Below are 24,894 nucleotides of genomic sequence, written 5' to 3' on the forward strand. Positions count from 1 at the left end.
GGCTTACCGGTCAGCGGTCTTGCAGGGCGGCCAGCAGCCCTTCGACCGGTTGTAGGCGAACATCCAGTTCGGCGAGCAATACGTGTTGCATGTGCGTGCGAAACGTGTGTAGCCAGGGCGGCGTGGCGAGGGGGGCGGTGGCAGGGTCCGCATCGGCCTCGCCGGCCTGGCGCAGTTGTTCGAAGTGTCTTTCCATCAGCCGCGGCACGGCCGCCAGCAGGCTGCGCTCGCGCGCGCCCAGCGACCGCTCCATGACGGCGTCCATCAAGGCCAGCCGACCCAGGCCCGGCGTGCGGGCGGCCAGCATGCCGCGCAGCCGGCTGCGCAGATTGCCGATGCCCGTTTCCATCGTCTGCTGCAAGGCGAGATAGCGCTGGCGGTAGGTGCCGTAGGCCGGGTCGGCTTCCACCGGCGCCGCGGCGCGGGCGTGCCGCGGCCCCGCTGCCGCCTTGGGGGGCGAGAATACGGCATCGTGCACGATGGCGCCGGTGAGATCGGCGCGCAACCGGGCGCAGTCGCGCGCGGCCGCGGCGGCATCCGAAGCCCCGCCCGCCGTCACGACCGGCTGGCCCTCGATCACGGCGGACAATGCAATGGCGTCGGTCCAGGCCAGCCATAGGCTTAGCCGGTCCGACAGGGATTGTCCGGAATCGGGTAGGGTGGCGTCGGTCAGGCGGGCCAACAGGCGTACGAATGCCGGGCCCCCGGAACCTGCGCGCCTTGCCGTCTGCTCCATGCCGCCAGGGTCAAAAGCCCAGCAGTTTACACGCAGGGCGGGGGGAAGGCCTGACCATGCGCGACACGGCGCCGCACCGCCCGGGCGGATCCCGCGCGACTTCTGGCAAGATGAAGCCTCTGGCATGGGAGGCCGCATGCGAAACCTGGACTTTTCTTCCTGGCAAGGCCTGTTGTCGACGCTGCTGGGCCTGGCCCTGATCACGCTGATCGGCGTCGGCATACGGCTGGTGGTGATGCAGACCCTGCAGCAGCGCCGCGAACGCGAGAACCGGCAGATCAACGAACGGCTGCGCACCCTGATCGCGGCCTACAAGACCCTGGGAGGCTCGTTCACCGGCAACCTGGAAGTCGACCCGCGGCACCTGCGCGACCTGCGCCGCGCGGGCATGCCCGTCGAGGCTCCACGCGACCCGGATGCGCCGCCGGCCGAGGACGCGCTGTCCATCGCCGATGTTCCGGGCGCATCGGAAGGCCTGCCCGAAACCTCTGCGTCCCGCTCGGAATCCGATGACCTACCCGCCTCCGAACGTCGCCGCCGCGTGCGCGACGCCGTAGAAGCCGCGCTGTCCGACATCATCCTGCTGGGCACCGAAGAGCAAGTGCGCCTGGCGGCGCGCGCCGCCACCGACATGGTCGCGGGCCGCCCCATCCACACCGCCGAACTGGTCGTCTCGCTGCGCAACTTCATCCGCGGCGTCCTCAACCTCGAGGCCGTGCCGGCCAACGTCCACATCCCCAGCCAGGGCCCCGCCCGCCCCTCATCCGCCGCGCGCGTCAGGACCGACGGCGCCCGCGAAGGCGGCGGCCGGGCAGGCCGCGGAGGCGGCGCCGGCATGGCCGGCGCAGGAGCCGGGCTGGGCCTGACCGCGGGCCTCGCCGTCGACACCCAGGACCCGCCGCAACGCTAGCGCCGCCTTCGACCGGGATGAGGACGGCGCTTGCGACATGTCGCACGCGCTCCCGAGAATCGACCAAGGCATCGAGCTGTCTTGAGCCTGGGACATGGCGGAGGGTTCGCGCCCGCAGCGCCCACGGCGCGAGGACGAGAATCCGCAGTCATGTCCCAGGCGCCTCAAGAACCCAGAAGCCCCATCGACCCCAGCAGCCCACCGCCAGAACGCGACAACGCGACAACGCTGAGACCGCATGCCCTGGACCCGCCGCGCCTACGCCTCAACTCCCCTGAGTACAGACCCGCCCCTTCTCCCGCAACGCCCGCAGCTCCCTCCGCCCCACGACGATCGCCACGCAGGTCAACACCAGCACCAGCCCGATCTCGCCTACCAGCACTGCCGTGGCCGCGCTGAGATAGTCCCGATCGGTCCGCCCCAGGAAATGCGTCAGCACGGCCCCCGCGAGCGCCGGCCCCAAGCCCAACGACGCCTGCTGCACCGTGGACAGCGTGGCGCTTCCTGCGCCGGCCTGCTCCCTCGGCACCTCGGACAGGCCTATGCGGAAGAAGCTGGCGACGATGAATGCCTGCCCGAACCCGATGGGAATGGTGGCCGCGATCAGCGACACAACGCTGGGCTGCGGCCACACCTGGTGCAGGGTGTAGATCAACCCCGCCACGCCCGCCATCTGCACCACGCAGCCGAACGCCAGTATCGAGGTCTTGCGAAAACGCGCCGCTGCGCGATTCGTGAGAATGGCCCCCACGAAGTACGCCGTCCCCATGGCGACGAAGCTGTTGCCGCATTGCAGGGCCGTCAGGCCGGCGCCGGCCTGCAGCGTCAATGCCATCGCGAACATGAAGCCGCTCCAGCACGCGAAGAACAGCACCGCGATCAACAGGCCGAAGCGGATGCTGGACAGCCGCAGCAGGCTGGGAGGCAACAAGGGATGCGCGTTGCGGCGTTCCTGCACGATCTCGGTGCGCCACAGCGCATAAAGCAGGACGGGCAGCGCCGCCAGCATGGCCTGGTAGGGCCAGGGCCAGTGCTGCACCGGGCCCAATGAGAGCGGCAGCAGCAGGCACAGGATCACCAGCGCCAGCAGCACGGTGCCCGGCGCGTCGACGCTGGCCGGATGGGGCGAGCGGGTCTCGGGGATATTCTTGCGGGCGTATGCCAGCACCACGATGCCGATGGGCAGGTTGATGAGGAACACCAGCCGCCAGCCCAGGCCGGCGATGTCCGCCGACACCAGCAGGCCACCCAGCACCTGTCCCATCACGAAGGCCAGTCCGCCTATCGCGCCGTACAGGCTGAGCGCGCGCGAGTGCTGGCGGTCGCGCAGCGTGACGTGGATGGTGGCCAGTATCTGCGGCACCGCCAGCGCCGCCGCGGCGCCCTGCAGCGCGCGCGCCAGCAGCAGCACCCACACCGACCAGGCCAGGCCGCACAGCAGCGACGCGACGGTGAACAGCAGGATGCCCCAGAAGAAAAGCCGGCGCCGTCCGTAGTTGTCGCCCAGGCGGCCGCCCATGGCCAGGCATACCGCGAAGGCCACGCCGTACACCGCCACGATCAGTTCCAGGTCGACCTCGCTGGCGTGCAGCGAGCGCGCCATGGCCTCGAGCGCCACGTTGACGATGGAAAAGTCGATCAGCGGCAGCAGCTGTCCGGCCAGCAGCAGGAACAGCCCTGCGCGGCTGAGCGGGGTGGGAGACGGCGTGGAACTCATGATGATGGGCGGACTGCTGCGCAGCCGGCGAGGCGGAAGAGGGCGGCAGTATATTGCGCCGCAACGTAAATATCGGGATAAACCCTGATGCCGTCGTGTCGCGTCCGGGCGTGCGCCAAGGGCCGCGTGCAGGTACGGATCGTGCTGCACGCACACCGGCCCGGCACTGCCGGCCTGTTCATGAGCTCTGAGGAGATCCATCCCGTGAAAGCCTTACTGAATTGCGTTGCGGCATTGGCGGCCGGGGCCGCCGCCATGTACTTCCTGGATCCGGACATGGGGCGCCGCCGCAGGGCGCTGGTGCGCGACAAGACCAGCGCCAATTACCACAACGCGGGCCGCTACGTGCGCGCCCAGCGCCGCCATCTGGCCAACCACCTGCGCGGGGCGGCGGCTCAGATCAAGGGCAGTCCGCAGCCCGAAAGCGACCAGCAGCTCGAAGGACGGGTGCGCACGCGCCTGGGCCGCCTGGTCAGCCGGCCGGGCGCCATCGAGGTGACCGTGACCGACGGCTCGGTGTGCCTGGGCGGCCGTGTGCCGGCGTCGGAGCATCCCGGCCTGGTCGATGCCGTGATGGCGGTGGAAGGCGTTTTCGAGGTACTGGACCGCATGCAAGTGCAGGGCGTGCCCGACAACGTGACCAGCCTGGAGCTGGCGACGCAGAAGCTGCACTGACATGCCGTCTACGTCGATGAATCTGCCGCTGGTGTTGATCACGGGCGCCGCGGGCAACCTGGGCCGCGGCCTGGCGCAGTCCCTTTCGGATCAGTACCGTATCGTGGGCCTGGATCGCAAGGGCAGCAAGGACCTGGACTTCCCGCTGTACGAGATCGACCTGTCGTCGGACGAGTCGGTGGCCGCCGCGCTTGCGCAGGTGCGGCGCGAGCACGGCGGCAGCCTGGCCGCCGTCATCCACCTGGTCGCCTACTTCGACGCCACGGGCAAGGACAGTCCGCTGTATCGCAGCGTCAACGTGGACGGCACGGTGCGGCTGTTGAAGACGCTGCAGAGCGGATTCCACGTGGACCGCTTCGTGTACGCCAGCACGATGCTGGTCCATGCGCCGGGCAAGCCGGGCGACCTCATAGACGAGACGCAGCCGTTCGGGCCGCAATACGTCTATCCGCAGTCCAAGCTCGAGGCGGAAGAGGCCATCCGGCGCGAGCATGGCGCCATGCCCTATGCCATCCTGCGCCTGGCGGGCGTGTATGACGAGCAGACGGTGGTGCCTACGCTGGCGCAGCAGATCTCGCGCATCTACGAGCGCGACTTCGAGAGCTACTTCTACTCGGCGTCGAACCAGGTCGGGCAGTCGATGCTGCACCGGGAAGACCTGCACGAGGCCGTGCGCCTGACGCTGCAGCGGCGCAATGAACTGCCGCCCGAGGTCGAGCTGCTGATCGGCGAGACCGAGGCGCCCGGCTACGACGCCCTGCAGGACGAGATCGGCAAGCTGATCCATGGCGTGCAGGACTGGCCCACGCTGCGCGTGCCCAAGCCCGTGGCCAAGGCCGGCACTTGGGTGCGCGCGACGCTGGAGCCGCTGGTGCCCGATGCGTTGGACCAGGGCGAGAAGCCCTTCATCAAGCCGTACATGATCGCCATGTCCGACGCGCACTATGCGCTGGACACGGCGCGCGCCGAACAATTGCTGGGCTGGCGGCCGCGCCACCGGCTGCGGCGCAGCCTGCCCGCCATCATCGAAGGCCTCAAGCGCGATCCGCTGGGGTGGTACCGGGCCCATGGCATGACGCCGCCGCAAAGCCTGCGCGACAGCGCCGAGCACACGCGCGACACCGAAGACTTCCGCCAGCGGCACGTCCAGGCCTATCGCGCCGCGCACGCCGAGAACCGCTGGCCGCACTTCGTGAACATCGGACTGGGCACGTGGCTGGTGTTCCAGCCGCCGCTGGTCGGCGTGCAGGAGCCGCTGCTGCGCGGCGCCGAGATCGGGCTGGGCGCGCTGCTGATCGTGTTCGCCTTCCTGTCGCTGAGCTGGCGCATGCCCTTCGCGCGCTGGTGCTGCGCGGCCATCGGCGCGCTGGTGATGGCCGCGCCGTTCATGTTCTGGACCACCAATGCGGCCGCCTATCTTTCCGACACGCTGGTGGGCGGATTGGCGTTCGGGCTGGCGGTGGGCCTGAAGCCCGAGCCCGGCCCGTCGCCAGTGGCGCGGCTGACGGGACCCCAGACGCCGCCGGGTTGGAGCTACAACCCGTCGGAGTGGACACAGCGCCTGCCCATCATCGTGCTGGCCCTGGTGGGCCTTTACGTGTCGCGCTATCTGGCGGCCTACCAGATGGAGCAGATCGACCACGTGTGGGAACCGTTCTTCCAGGGCGACCGCAGCGACCCGCGCAACGGCACCGAAGAGATCATCACGTCCAGCGTATCGCAGGCCTGGCCCGTGCCGGACGCGGCCGTGGGCGCCTACACGTACATGCTGGAGATACTGACGGGCGTGGTGGGTTCGCGCGCGCGCTGGCGCACCATGCCGTGGCTGGTGATCCTGTTCGGGCTGATGATCGCGCCGCTGGGCATCGTGTCCATCACTTTCGTGATCATCCAGCCCATCGTCATCGGCACGTGGAGCACGCTGGCGTTGATCGGCGCGGTGGCGATGCTGGTGCAGATTCCGTATTCGCTGGACGAGCTGCTGGCCTCATGCCAGTTTCTGCGGCGCCGCCACAAGGCGGGCAAGAGCCTGCTGCGGGTCTTCCTGTTCGGCGATACGGATGACGACGTGCGTAGTGACGTGAGCAGCGATGCGCATAGCGACGCCCCGGCCGCCTCGCGCGGCCCGGATGGCGCTTCCGTCGTGCGCGACGAGTTCGACCGCCGGCCCGCAGCGGTGATCCGCGACATCGTGAAGGGAGGCGTGTCCATGTCGGCCGGCCTGTGGCTGGCCGCGGCGGTCGGCGCGTGGCTGATGTGCACGCGCCTGACGCTGGGCACCAGCGGCGGAATGGCCGACATCGATCACCTGGTAGGCGCCCTGGTGCTGACCGTGGTGGCCGTCTCCGCGGCCGAAGTGGCGCGGCTGGCGCGTTTTCTGCTGGTGCCGCTGGCCGGCGGCCTGCTGGTGGCCACGCCCATCTATGGAGAAGGCGCGCTGCAGATAGGCGCCAACGTGGTGGCCGGATTGGTGCTGATCGTGGCGGCCCTGCCGCGCGGCAGGATCGTCGGGCGCTACGGCGCGTGGAGCCGCTGGGTGGCCTGATGCCATGCGTCCATGCGCGCCGGGCGGCGCGCATGGACGGTTACGGGGCGGGCGGCGCAGGGCGATGGCGCTGCTGTTGAGTCACAGCCCCGCCTGTCGGCAGCGTCCGCAGCACCAGGGCGCCCAGCGCCGCCAGCGTGCCCACCGCCGTGACGCCCTGCCAGCCCCAGGCCGCCAGGGCATAGCTGCCCAGCGCGCCGCCGACCGACATGCCGATGAACACGCTGGTCATCAGTACGGCATTGAGCCGGCTGCGTGCCGCGGGGTCGATGCCATAGACGATGGACTGGTGCGAGATCAGCGCCACCTGGATGCCCAGGTCGAAGCCGATGGCGCTGGCGGCGATCAGCCACAGCGCCGCCTGCGGCGACAGCCATTGCGAGAACGCCATGACGGCGAACGAGGCGGCGGTCAGTCCCGCGCCGATGCGGCTGACCACCGCGGGGCCGCGGCTGTCCGCCACTCGGCCGGCCAGGGGCGCGGCCAGCGCGCCCGCGGCGCCGGCCAGGCCGAACGCGCCCGCTGCCGCCGCGCCCAGGTGAAAGGGCGCGTCGTGCAGCATCACGGCCAGGGTGGACCAGAAGGCGCTGAAGCCCACGGCCAGCAGGCCCTGCGCCAGCGCGGCGCGGCGCAGCAGGCCGTGTTCGCGCCACAGCGTGGCCAGCGAACCCAACAGCGCGCCGTAGGGCAGCGTCGTCGAAGGCCGGAAGGACGGCAGCCCGCGCCACAGCGCGGCGCCCAGCGCGACGACGCTGAGCGACGCCGCCACGAACATTGCGCGCCAGCCGTAGTGTTCGGCGATGAAGCCGCTGACCACGCGCGACAGCAGGATGCCCAGCAGCAGGCCTGTCATGACCGTGCCGACGACCTTGCCGCGATGCGCGGGATTGGCCAGTGTGGCGGCGGCGGGCACGATGTCCTGCGCCACGGTGGCGGTCAGGCCCACGACCAGGCTGGCGGCCAGCAGCACCCAGATCGACGGCGCCAGCGCGCTGGCCAGCAGGGCCAGGCACAGCGCCGCCGCCTTGAGCAGGATGATGCGCTTGCGATCGTAGCGGTCGCCCAGCGGGGCGAGCAGCAGGATGCCCAGCGCGTACCCCAGCTGGGTAAGCGTGGGAATCCAGCCGACCGCGCTGCCGCTGGCCTGCAGCTCGGCCCCCAGGATGCCCAGCATGGGCTGGCTGTAATAGATGGAGGCCACTGCCAGGCCGGTGCTGGCCGACAGCAGCAGCAACAGCGGACGGGACAGGCCGTCGGGGTCGGTCGTCAGGTTGGTATGCGTCATGGGAATAAAGAATCTCGGAAGGGCCCGGACCGGGGCGTAGGCAGGCATTCTCCTGCAGGGGAGGCGGCAGTGGTAGACGCATGGCGGGTACATCTGCTATACGTCTGGCGCATGAACAATCCCATACCCCTGATGCCGGGCGGCGCCGACCGCCTGCTGTTGATGGAAACCTTCGTGCGCATCGTCGAGGCCGGCAGCCTGTCGGCCGCGGCCCAGCAGATGGGCGGCACGCAGCCCACCATCAGCCGCCGGCTGCAGGCGCTGGAGCGCGCGCTGGGCGTGCGCCTGCTGCAGCGTTCCACCCACGCCATGAAGCTGACGGAAGACGGCGTGCGCTGCTACGAGCGTGCGAAGGAACTGATCATGCAGTGGCAGGCCTTCGAAAGCGACATGCGCGGCGCCGGCGACGAGCCCACCGGCACGTTGCGCGTGGTGGCGCCCCACGCGTTCGGGCAGCAGCAGTTCATCGAGCCGCTGGTGAATTACCTGAAGAAGTACCCGCGCATGACGGTGGAGTGGCTGCTGTTCGACCGGCCGCCCGACTTCATCGCCAGCGGTATCGATTGCGCCATCGACGTCGGTCCGCTGCTGGATCCCTCGATGATCGCGGTGCGGCTGGGCGACGTGCCGCGGATCGCGGTGGCCGCGCCGTCCGTACTGGACGGCGGCCGCGTGCCCCAGGAACCCGAAGAGCTGGCGCGGCTGCCCTGGATCGCGCTGCGCATGTTCTACCGCACCGAAGTGGCGCTGACCCACGTGGTCACGGGGGAAGCCCGGACGATCGGCATCCGGCCGCGCCTGTCCACCGACAGCCTGCACGCCGTGCGCGCGGCCGCGCTGCAGGGACTGGGGGCGGGCATCGGATCGGAATGGCTGCTGGCCGAGGATCTGGCCGCCGGAAACCTCGTGCATCTGGCGCCGCAGTGGGAAGCCGAGGCGCTGCCCGTGCACCTGATCTATCCGCCGGCGCGGTTCTATCCCGCGCGGCTGCGGCGGTTCATCGAGACCATGCGCGCGTTCCTGCCGCAGGCGTTGCGCCGCACGACGGGGCTGCCGGCGCCGGCCGACCGGCGGGACGCCTAGCCTCGCGGCGAGCCCGGCGCATGCGTGGCCCCATTTCCCTGATATGGCCCCGCACTTGTCCGCTGCTCAGCCTCTTTGGCCCCAAGGCCGCGATTATCATCCTGCCACGGCGGCTACCGGCAGCCCGCTATTGGTGCTGCCTTGCGAGTGGATGACAGCGTGACGACCCTCATTGACCCGGATTCCGCGCATCCGATCGACTTCGCCGCGGGCGGCTATTACGAGTCGGCGGCCATGCTCGCCGCGGCGCTGTTCCGCGTTCCCTGCGCCGTCATCCATATCGCGGCGCACGTCACCGAGGCGACCCCGTACGAATCGACGCGCGCCATTCCCGCTGGCGTGCACACGGACGGTGGCGCGTGCCATTACTCCGCCTCCGGTTACCGGATCGACGAGCACGGCCTGCTGGTCCGCGCCGCGGACCAGCCCCCGCTCGCAGGTCTGCCCGTCGACGCCGACGACGCCCCGATGCGCGCCTTCGCGGGCCGCGCGTTGACGGACAGGGACGGCGTCGTGATGGGCGCCCTGATGCTGTTCGACGCGGTGCACCGCGGCGCTCTGGATCCGTCCGATGAAATGCGGCTAGCGCACCTCGCGGCGCACCTCGTCGATCGCATGGAGATCCTGCGCGACTTTCATTACCGGGACCGCCTCACGGGCCTGGGCAACCGCGGCCAGTTCGTGCGCGACGCCGGGATCGCGCTGGAGCGGCCGCGCGAGCCCGGCGCCGAACTGTGGGCGGCGATGATAGACGTGTTCCCGCTGGAGAACATCACGCGCCTGGTGGTGGCCGTGGGGCTGGCGCAGGTGGAGCGGGCGATCGAGCGCATGGCCGTGCGCGTGATGGCGGCCCTGCCGCCGCATTGCAAGGCGTACCGGCTGGGCCTGGCTCGGTTCGGCTTCGTGTGCGAGGGCGGGCAGGAAGACGTGCGCAGGCTGGCGGCCGGCTGCGTCGCGCGGTTCGAAAGCCCGATCACGGTGGACGACGACCTGCCGCTGAACCTGGCGGCGCACGCGGGCGTCCTGCCCGTGCGGCGCGACCAGCTGCCGCAACTGATCAGCGCGCTGTTCGCGGTGTCCGAGTCGGCACGTGAGCGCGGCGTGCCGGTGGGCGTGTTCGACCTGCAGCTGGTGCAGCGCCAGCGCCGGCACGTGCTCATCATCAATTCCATCCGCGGCGCGGTGAATGCGCTCGAACAGCTGCGCCTGGTCTACCAGCCGCGCGAGCGCCTGTCGGACGGCGTATGGACGTCGGTGGAGGCCCTGGTGCGCTGGCGGCATCCGCTGCTGGGCGACATCTCGCCGGCCGAGTTCGTGCCGCTGCTCGAGGGCACCACGCTGATGCCGCTGCTGACGGACTGGGTGCTGGACAACGCGCTTCGGCAATTGAGCATCTGGCGCGAGACGCTGCCCACGCTGAAGATGTCGATCAATATCTCGGCGTCCGATCTGAAGCGCCCGGACTTCAGTCCGTCGCTGCGCCGGGCGATGCAGGCCCATGCGATCGGCAGCGGCTGCCTCGAGCTCGAATTGACGGAAGGCTCGCTGGTGCGGGCCGACGCCGCCACGCTCGAGATGCTGGAAGGCCTGGAGCGCTGCGGCATCGAGATCGCGGTGGACGATTTCGGCGCGGGATACAGCAACCTGTCGCAACTGAGCAAGCTGCGCTATCACGTGCTGAAGCTGGACAACGCGCTGGTGCGCTCGGTCACGGCCAACCAGCGGGCGGCCATCATCGTGCAGGCCATCGTCGGACTGGCCAAGCAGCTGGGACACCGCGTGGTGGCCGAGGGCGTCGAGACGGAGCATCTACGCGACCTGTCCCGGCAATGGGGCTGCGACGAGGTGCAGGGATTCTTCATCGCGCGCCCCATGGAAGTCGAGGCGTTGTCCGCGCTGCTGGGCGAGCGCGTGGAGCGCCGCGCTGCGCCGCGGCGGCGGGACGCTGTATAAATAGCGTTTGCGTTCCGTGTTGAATCTCTCGCGGCCGGCGCCGCCGGTGCCGCGGCCCGCCCCATGCCCCACCTATGAATGATTTTCCGCCGCTGCGCCAGCCCTGTCCCCCCGGAGCCTGCGACTGTGGGCACGATGCCCTGCGCGAAGCGCCCGACGCGGACAAGCGCATCCTGCGGCTGACCAAGGCCGAAGAGAAGAAGCTGGTCGATCGCCTCGAGAACATGGCCAGCCTGGAAGACCTGCGGCGCATGGAGGCCCGCATGCACGAGCTGCTGGGCGTCACGCTCACCATCGCGCCCAGCGAGAACGAAGTGCGCACCATGCGAGGCTTCGTCATCCGGCTCGAAGAGCGGCCGGGCCTGTGCAGCAAGACCCGCCAGGCGGTTCCCGCCGCCATCCGCCGCTGCTTCGAACGCAACCCCGACATCGCCTACGCCCTGCTCAATTCGCACGACCTGCTGCGCGACGCCTGAGGGCGGGCGCCGCGCGGGCGCGGGGGCCTCAGGCGTGCGCCAGCTTCCAGATGTCGCGCGCGTACTCGCGTACCGTGCGGTCGCTGGAGAAATGGCCCAGGTGCGTCATGCAGTGCAGGGCCTTGCGGTGCCAGGTCCGCTCGTCCTTGAAGTCGTCCGCGATGGCGCCATGCACGTCCGCGTAGGCGTCGAAGTCGGCGAGATGGAAGTAGTGGTCGCGATGCAGCAGTTCGTCGCGCAGCGGCACGTACATGCCGCGATCGGATTCGAAGCGGCCGTCCACCAGCGTGGCGAGCACTTCGCGCAGCGCGGGGCTGGCCGCCACGCAGTCGGACGGGCGGTAGCTGCCGTCGCGCCGCATGGCGCCCACCTGCTCGGCCAGCAGGCCGAAGGCATAGAAGTTCTCGGGGCCCACGCAGTCGCGGATCTCGATGTTGGCGCCGTCCAGCGTGCCTACCGTCAGCGCGCCGTTCAGCGCCAGCTTCATGTTGCCGGTGCCAGAGGCCTCGGTGCCGGCAGTGGAAATCTGCTCGGACACGTCGGCGGCGGGGATGATGCGCTCGGCCAGCGTCACCTTGTAGTCGGGCAGGAACACCACCGACAGCCGGCCGCGGCAGCGCGGGTCGGAGTTGATGGTGCGCGCCACGCTGCGGATCAGGTGGATGATGCGCTTGGCGGCCGCGTAGCCCGGAGCGGCCTTGCCGGCGAACAGGTGCGTGCGCGGCGCGATGTCATGGCCGTGGTCGACCAGGCGCAGGTACAGGTGGATGACGTGCAGGATGTGCAGCAGCTGCCGCTTGTACTCGTGGATGCGCTTGATCTGGACGTCGTACAGCGACGCGGGATCGATCACCAGGCCCATGGTGCCGTGCACGTAGCGCGCCAGCCGCTCCTTGTTGGCGCGCTTGATGCGCGCCAGGCGCTGCACCAGCGCGCTGTCGTCCACGTGGCGTGCCAGGCCGCGCAGGCGCTCCAGATCCACGACCCATTCCGGCCCCAGCGTCTCGTCGAACAGGGCGCTCAGCTCGGGATTGGCCTGGGCCAGCCAGCGGCGCGGCGTGATCCCGTTGGTCTTGTTGTTGAAGCGCTCGGGCATCAGCTCGTAGAAGTGGGGCACCAGCGACTGCTTGATCAGCTCGGTATGCAGCTGCGCCACGCCGTTGATCGAGTGGCTGCCGACGATGGCCAGGTGCGCCATGCGCACGTGGCGCGTGGGGCCTTCCTCGATCAGCGAGACGGCCGCGACGCGCGCATCGTCGTCTCCCCATCGCTGGCGCGCCACCTCGAGCATGCGCGAGTTGATCTCGTAGATGATCTGCATGTGGCGAGGCAGCACGCGGGTCAGCAATTCCACGGGCCAGCGCTCCAGCGCCTCGGGCAGGAGCGTGTGGTTGGTGTAGCTGCAGGTGGCCTGCGTGACCGACCAGGCTACGTCCCACAACAGGTGGTAATGATCGACCAGCAGCCGCATCAGCTCGGCGATCACGAGGGTGGGGTGCGTGTCGTTGAGCTGGATGGCCGCGCGCTTGGGCAGGTCTTCGATGGGCAGGCCGCTGTCCGAGAACTCGCGCAGGATGTCATGCAGGGCGCAGGCGGTCAGGAAGTACTCCTGGATCAGGCGCAGCTCGCGGCCCTGCGAAGGCTCGTCGGAGGGGTACAGCACTTTCGAGATCGTTTCGGTGCTGATCTGGTGCTGCACGGCCCGCACGTAGTCGCCGGCGTTGAAGACGCCCATGTCCAGCACTTCGGAGGCGCGCGCGGAGTACAGCCGCAGCAGGTTCGCGGTGCGGCCGCCGAAGCCGATGATGGGCATGTCGTTGGGGATGCCCAGCAGTGTGGCGCCCGGCACCCAGGTGGGCCGGTAGGCGCCGTCCAGCGCATGGTGTTCCTCGACGTGTCCGTACAGGTTCACGATGCAGCTTTCGTCGGCGCGTTCGATCACCCAGGGGCTGTGGTCGCCGTCCCAGAAATCGGCGCGCTCGACCTGCGACGCGCCGTCGAACTCCTGCCGGAACAGGCCGTAGTCGTACTTGATGCCGCATCCCATGCCGGGCAGCCCCAGCGTGGACAGCGACTCGACGAAGCACGCGGCCAGGCGGCCCAGGCCGCCGTTGCCCAGCGCGGCGTCGTGCTCGCGGTCGGCGATGCGTTCCAGGTCCAGCCCCATGTTGCTCATGGCCATGCGGGCGGCGTCCAGCATGCCCAGCGACAGCAGGTTGCTGACCAGCGACCTGCCCACCAGGAACTCCATGGACAGGTAGTAGACCTTCTTGGCGGGTTGGGCGCGCTGGCGCTGCTGGGTGGCCAGCAGCGCGGTCACCATGCGGCGCCTCACCACCATGCATATCGCCACCAGCCAGTCGTCTTCGGTGGCGCGTTCGGGCACCTTGGCCAGGCGGTATTTCAGCTCGCTCGCGAGCTCCTGCTGGATGACCGCGGCGTCCTGCACGATCTGATCCGATTCCGCATTCCTGGGCAAGTCAGGCATGGATTCCTCCGTGTTGCTGCGGGCGCGGCGCGTGGCCGGGGGCCGTCCCGCCTTCAGGATCGTCCCAGGGTGCGCGAGACGGCCTCGATGAGCGCATCCAGGGAAATGGGTTTGTTCAGGTGGGTGGTGAAGCCCGCCTGCGCGGCCTTGTCGACGTGGTCCTTGGTGCCGTAGCCGGTCAGCGCGATGGCGGGGATGTCCAGGTCGGGGAAGCGCGTGCGCACCTGGCGCATGAATTCATAGCCGTCCATGTTCGGCATGCCGATGTCGGAGATGATCAGATCGTAGTCGGCGGACGTCTCGAGCTGTTGCAGGGCGGCAGCCCCGCCGTCGGCGGCCGTGACCTGGGCGCCTTCCAGTTCGAGCAGCGCCTGGAAGGTATCGAGTATCTCTTCCGAATCGTCCACCACCAATATGCGCAGGCCGGACAGCCGGCCGTCGTCGGCGGGCGCCGCGGGTGCGCTGGCGCCGAGCGCCTGCCGGGCCAGCGGCAGCCATACCGAGAAGCGCGCTCCGCGGCCCTTGCCCTCGGAATCGACTTCGACGCGTCCGCCGTGCGCCTGCACCAGCTGGCTGACGACCGCCAGGCCGATGCCCAGCCCGTCGCGGTTGATGCCCCGATGGCGCATGTCGGCCTGGCTGAACATCTCGAATACCTTGGCCAGGAAGGCGGGCTCGATGCCTTCGCCGGTGTCGATCACGTCCAGGCGCGCCATGTCGCCGTCGCGTCGCAGCGCCACGGTGACCGACCCTCCGTCGGGCGTGAACTTGATGCCGTTGTTCAGCAGGTTCCAGATGATCTGTTCGACGCGCACCGAATCGGCGTCGACGTGCAGCGCGTCGGCCGAGTCGTAGTCGTGGCGCAGGTCCACGCCGGCGGCCGCGGCGGTGTGCTTGAGCACGCTGAGGATGCTCTCGACGGTGTCGGTCAGGCTGACGACGCCGAGCTTGAGCTTGAGCTTGCCGGTCTGCACGCGCGCCATGTCCAGCAGGTCTTCGATGATGCGGGCCTGGCTGCGCACCGAGTGCTGGATGGTCTCGGCCGCGCGCGCGGTGCTGGGCGAGCCGCTGACCGCCGGCGTGCGCGCCAGCAGGTCGGCATTGAGCTGGATGAGGTTCAGCGGGTGCTTGAGCTCGTGCGACATGATCGCGAAGAACTCGTCCTTCAGGTGGCTGTCGGCGCGGGTCAGTTCCAGCCGGCTTTCCTGCTCGGTTTCCTTGCGGCGCTGTTCGGTGACGTCGCGCGCGATCTTGGCATAGCCGTCGAACACCTCGTCGCGCATGGGGTTGATGCTGCCGGTGCAGAAGATGCGCGTGCCGTCCTTGCGGCGCAGCCAGCGCTCGTCCGCGGAGTAGCCTTGCGCGCGTGCGCGCTCCATCTCCTTGCGCGGTTCGCCGGCCTCCACGTCTTCGCGCGTGAAGATGATGTCCAGCGGCTTGCCGACGGCTTCCGCCTCGCTGTAGCCGAAGATGATGTGCGCCCCCGAGTTCCAGGTGGCGATGAGGCCGTTCTGGTCGATGGTGATGATGGCGAAGTCTTTGGTGCTCTGGGCCATCAGCCGCATGTGGGCCTCGCCGCGGCGCACGCGTTCCTCGGCCTTGCGCCGGTCGGTGATGTCGATGAAGGTGAGCACCGCGCCTTCGATCCGATGTTCGGCGCTGCGGTAGGGCAGCAGCCGCGCCAGGTACCAGCGGTCATCGGTGCTGCTGACCTCGCGCTCGACCGTGCGCAGCGACTCGAACACCCCGGCCGCATCGCGCGCCAGGTCGGCATAGTTGAGGCGATGCGTGATGTCCAGCAGCGAGCGGCCGGCGTCGCTGGCGATGACGCTGAAGATGTCGGTGGCGCGCGGCGTGAACCACTTGATGCGCATGCCGCGGTCGACGAACACCGTGGCGATGTCGGTGGAGGCGATGAGGTTCTGCAGGTCGTCGTTGATCTTGGCGGTTTCCTCCACCTTGGACTTCAGCTCGGAATTGACCGTGATCAGTTCCTCGTTCACCGATTGCAGTTCTTCCTTGCCGGTCTCCAGTTCCTCGGTGGCCGATCGCAGTTCCTCGTTGATGGCCTGCAGCTCTTCATTGGAGGCCTTCAGTTCCTCGGTGGAGGTCTCCGACTGTTCGACGGTCAGCTGCAGCCGGTCCTTGGCCTGCTGCAGTTCCGCCTCGAGCTGCGCCAGCACGCTGTTGGCCGCTTTGGCCGGCTCGATCTCGCGGTCTCCGTTCAGCACGGCCTCCACTTCGTCGAAGATGACCAGCATGAAGTCGCTGCCGCTTTCCTCGTGTCGGAACGGGCGCACCACCATGTTCACGTACACGCGCCGGTCGTTCACGTTCATCTCGACCCGGCGCGCCTCGACGCTCTTGCGCGAGTGCAGGGCCTGGAACATGGCGGTGCGCAGTTCCATGCGCAGCTCGCGCTGCACCAGCGCGGGCAGGCTGCGCGAGGGCTCGCCGCCGCTGTGCCGCAGGAAGCGGCCGGCGCGGTCGGACATGTGGACGATGTTTGCCTCGTGATCGACGATCACGCTGGGAGGCGCGTACTGTTCGAGCGCGCGCTGATGGATTTCCGCGTAGGCGGTCTTGCCGCGTCCCGCAGCGGTTTGGGGCGGCATGGATCTCACCGTTTTGTCGGAGCTGGCGGGGGCCGGCATGGGCATGGAGCGATGCGCGTGGGCAGCACCTCTGGCCTGGTATAGCCGGTGGCGTTTGTCTACGACGGTGAACAGGTGTCCGCAGGCATCGGCCGATTCGGAACTGCCCAGGAACAGGTAGCCCCCGGGCTTGAGCGCGAAATGGAACATGCGCAGCACGTCCATCTGCGCGTCGCGATCCAGGTAGATCAGCAGATTGCGGCAGGTGACCAGGTCGAGCTTGGAGAACGGCGGATCGCGCAGCACGTTGTGCGGCGCGAACAGCACCCGTTCGCGGATTTCCTTCTTGATGCGGTAGCCGGCATCGTCCCTGGTGAAATAGCCGTGCAGCATGGCCACCGACACGTCGGTCTCGATGGCGGCCGAGTACAGGCCCGCCCGCGCCGTGGACAGCGACGGTTCGTCGATGTCGGTGGCGAACACCTGCACCCGCGGAGCAGAGGGCAGCTTGTCGGCATAGCTGCTCAGCACCATGGCCATGGAGTAGGCTTCCTCGCCGGTGGCGCAGCCCGCCGTCCACGCGCGAACCACGGTCGGCGGCCCCTCGCCGCCATTGAACAGCGGCGCGATCACGTGGCGCTCGAGCGCCTCGTAGGCATCCTTGTCGCGAAAGAACTGCGTCACGCCGATCAGCATGTCGCCCAGCAGCTTCGGCGTCTCTTCGGGCGTCTGGTGCAGCATGGCGGCGTATGTCTGCATGTCCGGCACGCCGTTGACCTGCATGCGACGCTCGATGCGGCGCAGCACGGTGGCCTTTTTGTAGTGCCGGAAATCGTGGCCGGTGCGGGTGCGCAGCACGGTCAGGATGTCGCGCAGCGCCGTGCGGTCGGCCGCGCTTTCCTCGGAGGCGTTCTCGGGACCGTCGGGATCCAGCGGGTCGCCGACGGGCGCGGGCATGTGGATGCGCGCCATGTTCCGCACCAGGTCTTTCAGCCGGCCGGGCATCTGCGCCACGGGCAGGACGATGTCGACCATGCCGGTGGAGATGGCCGCGCGCGGCATGGATTCGTGCGGCGCGTCCTCGGGCTGCTGGGCCAGGGTGATGCCGCCCTGTTCCTTGATGCGCGCCAGGCCCACCGACCCGTCCGATCCGCCGCCGGTGAGCACGATGCCGATGGAGCGGCTCTTGTGCACGTCGGCCAGCGCCCGGAAGAAGACGTCGATGGCGATGGGCTGGCCGGGCGGCCGCTCGTGCGCGGTCAGGCGCAGGTAGCCGTCGTTCATGGACAGGCTGGCGGCGGGCGGGATGACGTAGACGTGGTTCTTCTGCACCGGCATGCTGCGCGTGACCTGCACGACGGGCAGGTCGGTGACGCGCTGCAGGATGTGATGGGCCACGCTGTCGTGGTCGGGGGACAGATGCAGCACCACCACGAACGCCATGTCCGGATTCGGGGGCACGTTCTCGAAGAAGGCCTTCAGGGCTTCCAGCCCGCCCGCGGACGCCCCTATGCCCACCACCGGGAACGGCAGGTCGCTGGGCATGAGGTGTTTCTGGTTGGTGGGTGGAAGACCGGCGTCGGGCATGTGTCAGCGCGTGCGTAGAGTGTCTTGAAAACCATCCGATCCGGCATGATAGCTTGCCGGTGCTGCGCGACGCCGGCGGTGGGCAGGCATACCCGTAAGCGGGCATGTCGGGGTCGGATGCTATATTTTTCGCGCACGACGATTTCGATCTCCCCACGCATGCCCTGGCGGGTGTGCTCCAAGCGTCCACTGCCAGGAGCAAAAGTGAGACCAGCGGATCAATTCGACGACGCCGCAGGCGAGTCCAACGCGTCGCTGTATTTTCTGGCCGGCGGCGGAGAGATGGGCGCGCTGATGCGCGTCCACGACTGGGAGGCCACCGAGCTGGGCCCGCCGCGGGACTGGCCGCAAAGCCTGAAGACCGCCGTGCGCATCATGCTGACCTCGCGGCAGCCGATATGGATCGGCTGGGGTCCCAGGCTGATCTTCTTCTACAACGACGCGTACAAGTCCATCATCGGCGGCAAGCACCCGACCGCGCTCGGGCGCCCCACGGACGTGGTGTGGCAGGAAATCTGGGACGACATCGGGCCGCTGCTGCATACCGCCATGCAGGGCACCGAGGGCACCTACGTGGAGGAGAAATTCCTCCTGATGGAGCGCAACGGGTATCCCGAGGAAACCTACTACACCTTTTCTTACAGCCCCATTCCGGACGACGCGGGCCGTCCCGCCGGGATCATCTGCGCCAACAGCGACGACACCCGCCGCGTGGTGGGCGAGCGGCAGCTGAGCCTGCTGCGCGAACTGGGCGTCTGCACGGCCAATGCGCGCAGCTGGCGCGAAGCATGCGAACTTAGCGCCCGCGCGTTGGCCGTCAATCCCCAGGACATGCCGTTCGGGCTGCTGTACCTGATCGAGCCGCAAGGCGAGCAGGCATTGCTGGCCGGGTCTTGCGGCATCGAGCCCGGACATCCGGCCGCGCCCGAGACGCTGGATCTCGGCGGCGCGGGCCCATGGCCCGTGAACGGCCTGGCCGGCGCGGGCGGCCCGCAGCTGGTTTCCGGACTGCGTCAGCGCTATGGCGGCGCATTGCCCGCGGGGCCGTGGCGGCAGCCGCCGGACCAGGCGGCGCTCGTTCCCATACCGTCCGCCGGCGAAAGCGGACCGGCCGGGCTGCTCATCGTCGGCCTGAATCCTTACCGGCTGGTCGACGAGGGCTATCGCGACTTTCTGAACATGACGGCGGCGCAGATCGGCGCGGCCGTGGGCGCCGCCCATGCGTACGAGCAGGAACGGCGGCGCGCCGAGGCGCTGGCCGAGCTGGACCGCGCCAAGACGACGTTCTTCTCGAACATCAGCCATGAGTTCCGCACGCCGCTGACCCTGATGCTCGGTCCGCTCGAAGAGGTGATGGCGCGCCTGCCGGACGGCGCCGACAGTCCGCGCGAACTGATCGAGGTGACGCACCGCAACGGCCTGCGCCTGCTGACGCTGGTGAACACGCTGCTGGATTTCTCGCGCATCGAGGCGCGGCGCCTGCAGATCAATTACCAGCCCACCGACCTGTCGGCGATGACGGCCGAACTGGCCTCGCTGTTCCGTTCGGCCATGGACAAGGCCGGGCTGCAGCTCATCGTCGACTGTCCGCCGCTGCCGCATCCCGTCTACATCGACCGCGAGATGTGGGAGAAGATCGTTCTCAACCTGCTGTCCAACGCCTTCAAGTTCACCATGGAAGGCTCGGTGGCGATACGGGTCGGGCCCAGCCCCGACGGCGGCGCGGTGCGGGTGGAGGTACGCGATACCGGCATCGGCATTCCCCCGCAGGAACTGCCGCGCGTGTTCGACCGCTTCCACCGCGTTGCCGGCGCCACGGGCCGCAGCATCGAGGGCAGCGGCATCGGCCTGGCGCTGGTGCAGGAGCTGGTGCGCCTGCAGGGCGGCAGCATACGCGTCGACAGCGAACCGCAGGTGGGCACGATGTTCACCATCGAGCTGCCCTGGGGCGGCCCGCAGGCGGACGCACTGCCGGCGCATGGCGGCGCCGCTTCCAGTCCAACCAGTATGAATGCCCGCGCGTACGTCGACGCGACGCTGCGCTGGCTGCCGGATGATGACGGCGCGGCGCCCGACGAGCCGCTGCCCCTGTCCGTGGAGACCGCGGCTGGCGCCAGCCTGCCGCCGCGCGTGCTGGTGGTGGACGACAATGCCGACCTGCGCGACTACATGAGCCGCATCCTGCGCGCGGCCGGATATCGCGTCGATACGGCGGTAGACGGCGAGGCGGCGCTGGACCAGGTGCGCGCCGAGCCGCCCGACCTGGTGCTGTCCGACGTGATGATGCCCCGCCTCGACGGCTTCGGACTGCTGGCGGCCCTGCGGGGCGATACCGAATTGCGCGGCATTCCGGTGCTGCTGCTGTCGGCCCGGGCCGGCGAAGAGGCGCGCGTCGAAGGGTTGGATGCCGGCGCCGACGACTACCTGACCAAGCCGTTCTCGGCCCGCGAACTGCTGGCCCGCGTGGCCAGCAACCTGCAGCTGGCGCGCGTGCGCCAGGAGACGGCCCTGCGGCTGCGCGAAGAGACGCGCATGCTGGAACTGCTGAACCAGGTGGGCATGGCGGTGGCCGCCGAACTCGACATCGGCCGGGCGGTGCAGATCGTGACCGACGCCGCCACCGAACTGACCGGCGCGGCGTTCGGCTCGTTCTTCTACAACATGCTGGACGAAGACGGCGAGTCCTACATGCTGTATACGCTGTCGGGCGTATCGAAAGACGCCTTCAACGGCTTTCCCATGCCGCGCAACACCGCGGTGTTCGGCCCGACCTTCCGCGGCGAGGGCATCGTCCGTTCCGACGACATCACGCAGGATCCGCGCTACGGCCGCAATCATCCCCACAAGGGCATGCCGGCGGGCCACCTGCCGGTGCGCAGCTACCTGGCCGCGCCCGTGGTGTCTCGCACGGGCAAGGTGCTGGGCGGACTGTTCTTCGGACATGACCAGCCGGGCGTCTTCACCGAACGTTCCGAGCGCGTGCTGATCGGCATCGCCGCGCAGGCGGCAGTGGCCATCGACAACGCCCATCTCTACCAGGCCGCGCAGGTCGAGATCGCCGAGCGCACCAAGGCGCAGACCGCGCTGGCGCAGCTGAACGAAGGGCTCGAAAGCCGCGTGACCGAGGTGCTGGCCGAGCGCGATCGGCTGTGGGAACTGAGCGAGGACCTGCTGGTGGTGGCCGACTACACCGGCAGGCTGCTGCGCTTCAGCCCCGCCTGGACCCGCGTGCTGGGCCACTCCCGCGAAACCCTGCTGGTCCAGCCATATGGCGATCTGATCCATCCCGACGACCTGCCCGCGCTGCTCGAACAGCTCGAGACATTGCGCACCGCCGGCCGTCCGGTGCGATGCCAGAACCGCGTGCGCACCGCCGACGGCGGCTGGCGCACCATCGCATGGGCGCTGTATGCCGACCCCGGCAGCCCGTGGCTGCATGGCGTCGGCCGCGACGTCACCGCCGACCTGGACGCCGCCCAGGCGCTGCGCCAGGCCGAGGACGCCCTGCGCATGGCGCAGAAGATGGAAGCGGTCGGCAAGCTGACGGGCGGCGTGGCGCACGACTTCAACAACCTGCTGCAGGTCATCGGCGGCAATCTGCAGCTGCTGGCCAAGGACGTGGCGGGCAGCGGCAAGGCCGAACAGCGCGTGCGCAACGCCCTTGGCGGCGTGGCGCGCGGCGCGCAGCTGGCTTCGCAGCTGCTGGCCTTCGGCCGCCGCCAGCCGCTGGCGCCCAAGGTGGTGAACCTCGGCCGCTTCATCCGCGGCATGGATGACATGCTGCGCCGCGCGCTGGGCGACGGCGTGGAGATCGAGACGGTGATCTCGGGCGGACTGTGGAACACCCTGGTCGACCCGTACCAGGTGGAGAATGCGCTGCTCAACCTGGCGATCAACGCGCGCGATGCCATGCAGGGGCATGGCAGGCTGACCATCGAAGCGGGCAATGCCCTGCTGGACGACGCCTACGCCGTGCGCCATGTCGACGTGACGCCCGGGCAGTACGTGATGGTGGCGGTGACTGACACCGGTTCCGGCATCACGGCCGAGGTGCTGGAGCATGTGTTCGAGCCCTTCTTCACCACCAAGCCGGAAGGGCAGGGCACCGGCCTGGGCCTGAGCATGGTGTATGGCTTCGTGCGCCAGTCCGGCGGGCACGTCAAGATATACAGCGAGCCGGGCCAGGGCACCACGGTGCGCCTGTACCTGCCCCGCGTGCGGCAGGAGGAAGATCTCGAGACCGAGATCGATGCAGGCCCCATCGCGGGCGGCACCGAGACCATCCTGGCGGTAGAGGACGACGAAGACGTGCGCGCCACGGTGGTGGAGCTGCTTTCCGAACTGGGCTATCGCGTGCTGCGCGCGCGCGACGCGCAGAGCGCGCTGGCCATCATCGAGAGCGGCATGCCGGTGGACCTGCTGTTCACCGACGTGGTCATGCCGGGCCCGTTGCGCAGCCCCGAACTGGCGCGCAAGGCGCGCGAGCGCCTGCCCAACGTCGCGGTGCTGTTCACGTCGGGCTATACCGACAATGCCATCGTGCATGGCGGCCGACTGGACGAGGGCATCGAGCTGCTGAGCAAGCCCTACACGCGCGAGGCGCTGGCGCGCAAAATACGCCACGTGCTGCGCAACCAGCAGCAGCACAACGCCGCGCGGCAGGCCGCCGAGGCGCCGCCGGCGCAGCCGGCCGACCGTCCGGCCACGCCCGCCGTCGCGATGGATGTGCTGTTGGTCGAGGACGACGACCTGATCCGAGGCAACACGGCGGACATGCTGGACGGCCTGGGCCACTCGGTGACCCAGGCGGCCAATGCGGACGAGGCCCTGGCGGCGCTGCGCATGCGCCGCCCGCAGGTGCTCATTACCGACGTGGGCCTGCCCGGCGTCTCTGGCGTCGACCTGGCGGCACAGGCCCGCCGCATCCAGCCCGATCTGCACCTGGTGTTCGCCTCGGGCATGGACGTGCTGCCCACCGGCAAGGACCGCGACGTGCTGGCCGACGCCATCCACCTGCTGAAGCCCTATGACATGCGCGACCTCGAACGCGTCATGGAACAGGTGGCCCAAGCCCGCGGCGCCACGGCGTCGAAATAACATGCGCACTCCCGACCCCTACACCAATGCCTATGTCGTGCGCCGGCTGGACGCCGGCGACGCCGCCGCCTATCGCGCGTTGCGGCTGGAAGGCCTGCAACATCATCCCGAAGCGTTCGGCGCGTCGTGGGAGGAAGAACAGGCGCATGACGCGCCCTGGTTCGCGGCGCGCCTCGAAGAGGGGCTGGTGCTGGGCGCCTGCGCTGCCGACGGGGCGCTGGCCGGCGCGGTGGGGATGTACGTGCCGGCTGCGGCGAAACAGCGCCACAAGGGCGTGCTGTGGGGCATGTATGTGCGGCCCCAGGCGCGCGGCTCGGGCGTGGCGCGCGCGCTGCTGGATGAATTGCTGCGCATGGCGTCGGGCCATGTGGAAGAGCTGCGCCTGACGGTCACCGCGGACAACGAGGCCGCGCGCAGACTGTACGTCGCGGCGGGCTTCGTCGAGTACGCGCGCGAGCCCAGGGCCTTGAGGGTGGGGCAACGCTACTACGACGAGATCGGCATGGCCCGGATGGTCGGCCGGGCCGATTGATCGAAACCCCCGGCATTTGCGCGGGACCCTGAAAAAGGGTCGTGCGGAAATTCTCGTATTCGGGATAAAGTCCCTGATATGGAAAACACTCCCATCGACTTCCAAGACGTGGACCGCCAGATCGCGCACCGCCTGAAGGCCTTGCGAGCGGACCGCGGCTGGTCGCTGGACGACCTGGCCGCTCGCAGCCAGGTCAGCCGGTCGACCCTGTCCCGTCTGGAAAACGCCGACGTCAGCCCCACCGCCAGCGTGCTGGGCCGGCTGTGCACCGCCTATGGGCTTACCCTGTCGCGGCTGATGCGCATGATCGAGGACGATCACGCGCCGCTGATGCGCCGGGCCGAGCAGCCCTTGTGGACCGACGCGCAAGCCGGTTTCGAGCGGCGTTCCGTGTCGCCGCCGGCGCACTCGTTGTCGGGAGAAGTACTGGAGTGCAAGTTGGCGCCCGGCGCCCGCATCGCCTACGACGCGGCGCCCCGGCCGGGACTGGAGCATCACCTGGTGCTGCTCGAGGGCGGCCTGCGCCTGACGGTCGAACAGCAGGCGTACGAACTCTCGCCCGGCGACTGCCTGCGCTACCAGCTGCACGGCGCCACCGAATTCATCGCCGCGCCGCGCACCGGCGCCCGTTATCTGCTGTTTCTCGTGTGAGGCCGCCGACATGTCCGCATCTATCTCGATATCCAGTCTGACGACCGAACAGGCCGAGCGCCATCTCGCCGAACTCGGCGCGGTGCTGCATGCCTGCGTACACGGCGGCGCCAGCGTGGGATTCGTGCTGCCGTATTCGCTGGCCGACGCGCAGTCATACTGGCGCGACAGGGTCCTGCCCGGCCTGCGCGACGGCGGTCTGACGTTGCTGGTGGCGCGGCGTGGCGACGCCATCGCGGGCACGGTGCAACTGGACTGCGCCACCATGCCCAACCAGACGCATCGGGCCGACGTGTGCAAGCTGCTGGTGCATCCGGACCATCGCCGGCTCGGCCTGGCGCGCGCGTTAATGACGGAGGTCGAGCGCCTGGCCCGCGAGGCCGGCCGCACGCTGCTCACGCTCGACACGCGCACCGGCGATCCGGCTCAGAGGTTGTATGCGGGGTTGGGATATCAGGTGGCGGGCATGATCCCTGGTTATGCGCGGGACCCGTCGGGCGCGGCGCGCTACGACGCCACCACGCTGATGTACAAGCTGCTGTAGCGCTTGCGGGCGCTTCCGGCC

The 24,894-nt window shown here is 69.2% G+C and carries 15 protein-coding genes; 10 read left to right on the top strand and 5 right to left on the bottom strand.

Annotated elements, in window-relative coordinates; all coding sequences use genetic code 11:
* Positions 1-10 precede the first annotated feature (10 nt).
* Positions 11-736, bottom strand: coding sequence for a DUF3348 domain-containing protein (locus CAL15_RS05325; RefSeq protein ID WP_086077629.1), 726 nt, complete (start codon positions 734-736; stop codon positions 11-13).
* 136 nt (positions 737-872) lie between these two features.
* Between CAL15_RS05325 and CAL15_RS05330 the strand changes: the two genes are divergently transcribed.
* Entirely contained in the window at positions 873-1,646 is a 774-nt protein-coding gene (locus tag CAL15_RS05330; RefSeq protein ID WP_086080938.1) for a hypothetical protein, read from the top strand.
* 265 nt (positions 1,647-1,911) lie between these two features.
* Here the strand turns inward: CAL15_RS05330 and CAL15_RS05335 are convergent, their stop codons facing one another.
* Positions 1,912-3,363 (bottom strand): MFS transporter, encoded by a 1,452-nt coding sequence (locus CAL15_RS05335; RefSeq protein WP_086077630.1) that lies wholly within the window; start codon positions 3,361-3,363, stop codon positions 1,912-1,914.
* A 204-nt stretch (positions 3,364-3,567) separates the two neighbouring features.
* Here CAL15_RS05335 and CAL15_RS05340 point away from each other — a divergent pair, with 204 nt between their 5' ends.
* Together CAL15_RS05340 and CAL15_RS05345 are read left to right on the top strand one after the other, a co-directional pair.
* Positions 3,568-4,038 carry a BON domain-containing protein gene (locus CAL15_RS05340; RefSeq protein ID WP_157666602.1) on the top strand — a complete coding sequence of 157 codons (471 nt, stop codon included), beginning with the start codon at positions 3,568-3,570 and terminating at the stop codon, positions 4,036-4,038.
* A gap of 1 nt (position 4,039) precedes the next feature.
* Positions 4,040-6,583, top strand: a complete 2,544-nt coding sequence (locus CAL15_RS05345; RefSeq protein ID WP_198299152.1) for a vitamin K epoxide reductase family protein — start codon at positions 4,040-4,042, stop codon at positions 6,581-6,583.
* Positions 6,584-6,623: 40 nt separating this feature from the next.
* Here the strand turns inward: CAL15_RS05345 and CAL15_RS05350 are convergent, their stop codons facing one another.
* Positions 6,624-7,868: an MFS transporter gene (locus CAL15_RS05350; protein ID WP_086077633.1), complete on the bottom strand. Its 1,245-nt coding sequence runs from the start codon at positions 7,866-7,868 to the stop codon at positions 6,624-6,626.
* Between the two features lie 111 nt (positions 7,869-7,979).
* On the opposite strand from CAL15_RS05350, the gene CAL15_RS05355 reads away from it, so the two are divergent.
* The 3 genes from CAL15_RS05355 to CAL15_RS05365 all read left to right on the top strand — a co-directional run bounded on the left by CAL15_RS05355 (position 7,980) and on the right by CAL15_RS05365 (position 11,380).
* Positions 7,980-8,951, top strand: coding sequence for a LysR family transcriptional regulator (locus CAL15_RS05355; protein ID WP_086077634.1), 972 nt, complete (start codon positions 7,980-7,982; stop codon positions 8,949-8,951).
* 159 nt (positions 8,952-9,110) lie between these two features.
* A complete protein-coding gene (locus CAL15_RS05360) occupies positions 9,111-10,904 on the top strand; it encodes a bifunctional diguanylate cyclase/phosphodiesterase (protein ID WP_157666603.1) in 1,794 nt (597 codons plus the stop codon).
* Positions 10,905-10,978: 74 nt separating this feature from the next.
* A complete protein-coding gene (locus CAL15_RS05365; RefSeq protein WP_086077636.1) occupies positions 10,979-11,380 on the top strand; it encodes a hypothetical protein in 402 nt (133 codons plus the stop codon).
* Between the two features lie 28 nt (positions 11,381-11,408).
* On the opposite strand, the gene CAL15_RS05370 is transcribed toward CAL15_RS05365, so the two are convergent.
* Both CAL15_RS05370 and CAL15_RS05375 read right to left on the bottom strand, forming a co-directional pair.
* Positions 11,409-13,868 (bottom strand): glycogen/starch/alpha-glucan phosphorylase, encoded by a 2,460-nt coding sequence (locus CAL15_RS05370; protein WP_086077637.1) that lies wholly within the window; start codon positions 13,866-13,868, stop codon positions 11,409-11,411.
* A 53-nt stretch (positions 13,869-13,921) separates the two neighbouring features.
* Positions 13,922-18,007, bottom strand: a complete 4,086-nt coding sequence (locus CAL15_RS05375) for a CheR family methyltransferase (protein ID WP_232468124.1) — start codon at positions 18,005-18,007, stop codon at positions 13,922-13,924.
* A 324-nt stretch (positions 18,008-18,331) separates the two neighbouring features.
* Here CAL15_RS05375 and CAL15_RS05380 point away from each other — a divergent pair, with 324 nt between their 5' ends.
* From CAL15_RS05380 to CAL15_RS05395, 4 genes are all read left to right on the top strand, one after another.
* Positions 18,332-23,146 (top strand): response regulator, encoded by a 4,815-nt coding sequence (locus CAL15_RS05380; protein ID WP_232468204.1) that lies wholly within the window; start codon positions 18,332-18,334, stop codon positions 23,144-23,146.
* 1 nt (position 23,147) lies between these two features.
* Positions 23,148-23,678 (top strand): GNAT family N-acetyltransferase, encoded by a 531-nt coding sequence (locus CAL15_RS05385; RefSeq protein ID WP_086077640.1) that lies wholly within the window; start codon positions 23,148-23,150, stop codon positions 23,676-23,678.
* A gap of 78 nt (positions 23,679-23,756) precedes the next feature.
* A complete protein-coding gene (locus CAL15_RS05390; RefSeq protein ID WP_086077641.1) occupies positions 23,757-24,329 on the top strand; it encodes a helix-turn-helix domain-containing protein in 573 nt (190 codons plus the stop codon).
* Positions 24,330-24,339: 10 nt separating this feature from the next.
* Positions 24,340-24,873, top strand: a complete 534-nt coding sequence (locus CAL15_RS05395; RefSeq protein ID WP_086077642.1) for a GNAT family N-acetyltransferase — start codon at positions 24,340-24,342, stop codon at positions 24,871-24,873.
* Positions 24,874-24,894 lie beyond the last annotated feature (21 nt).

This window comes from Bordetella genomosp. 13, from assembly GCF_002119665.1.
In the GTDB taxonomy this organism is placed as follows: Bacteria; Pseudomonadota; Gammaproteobacteria; order Burkholderiales; family Burkholderiaceae_B; genus Bordetella.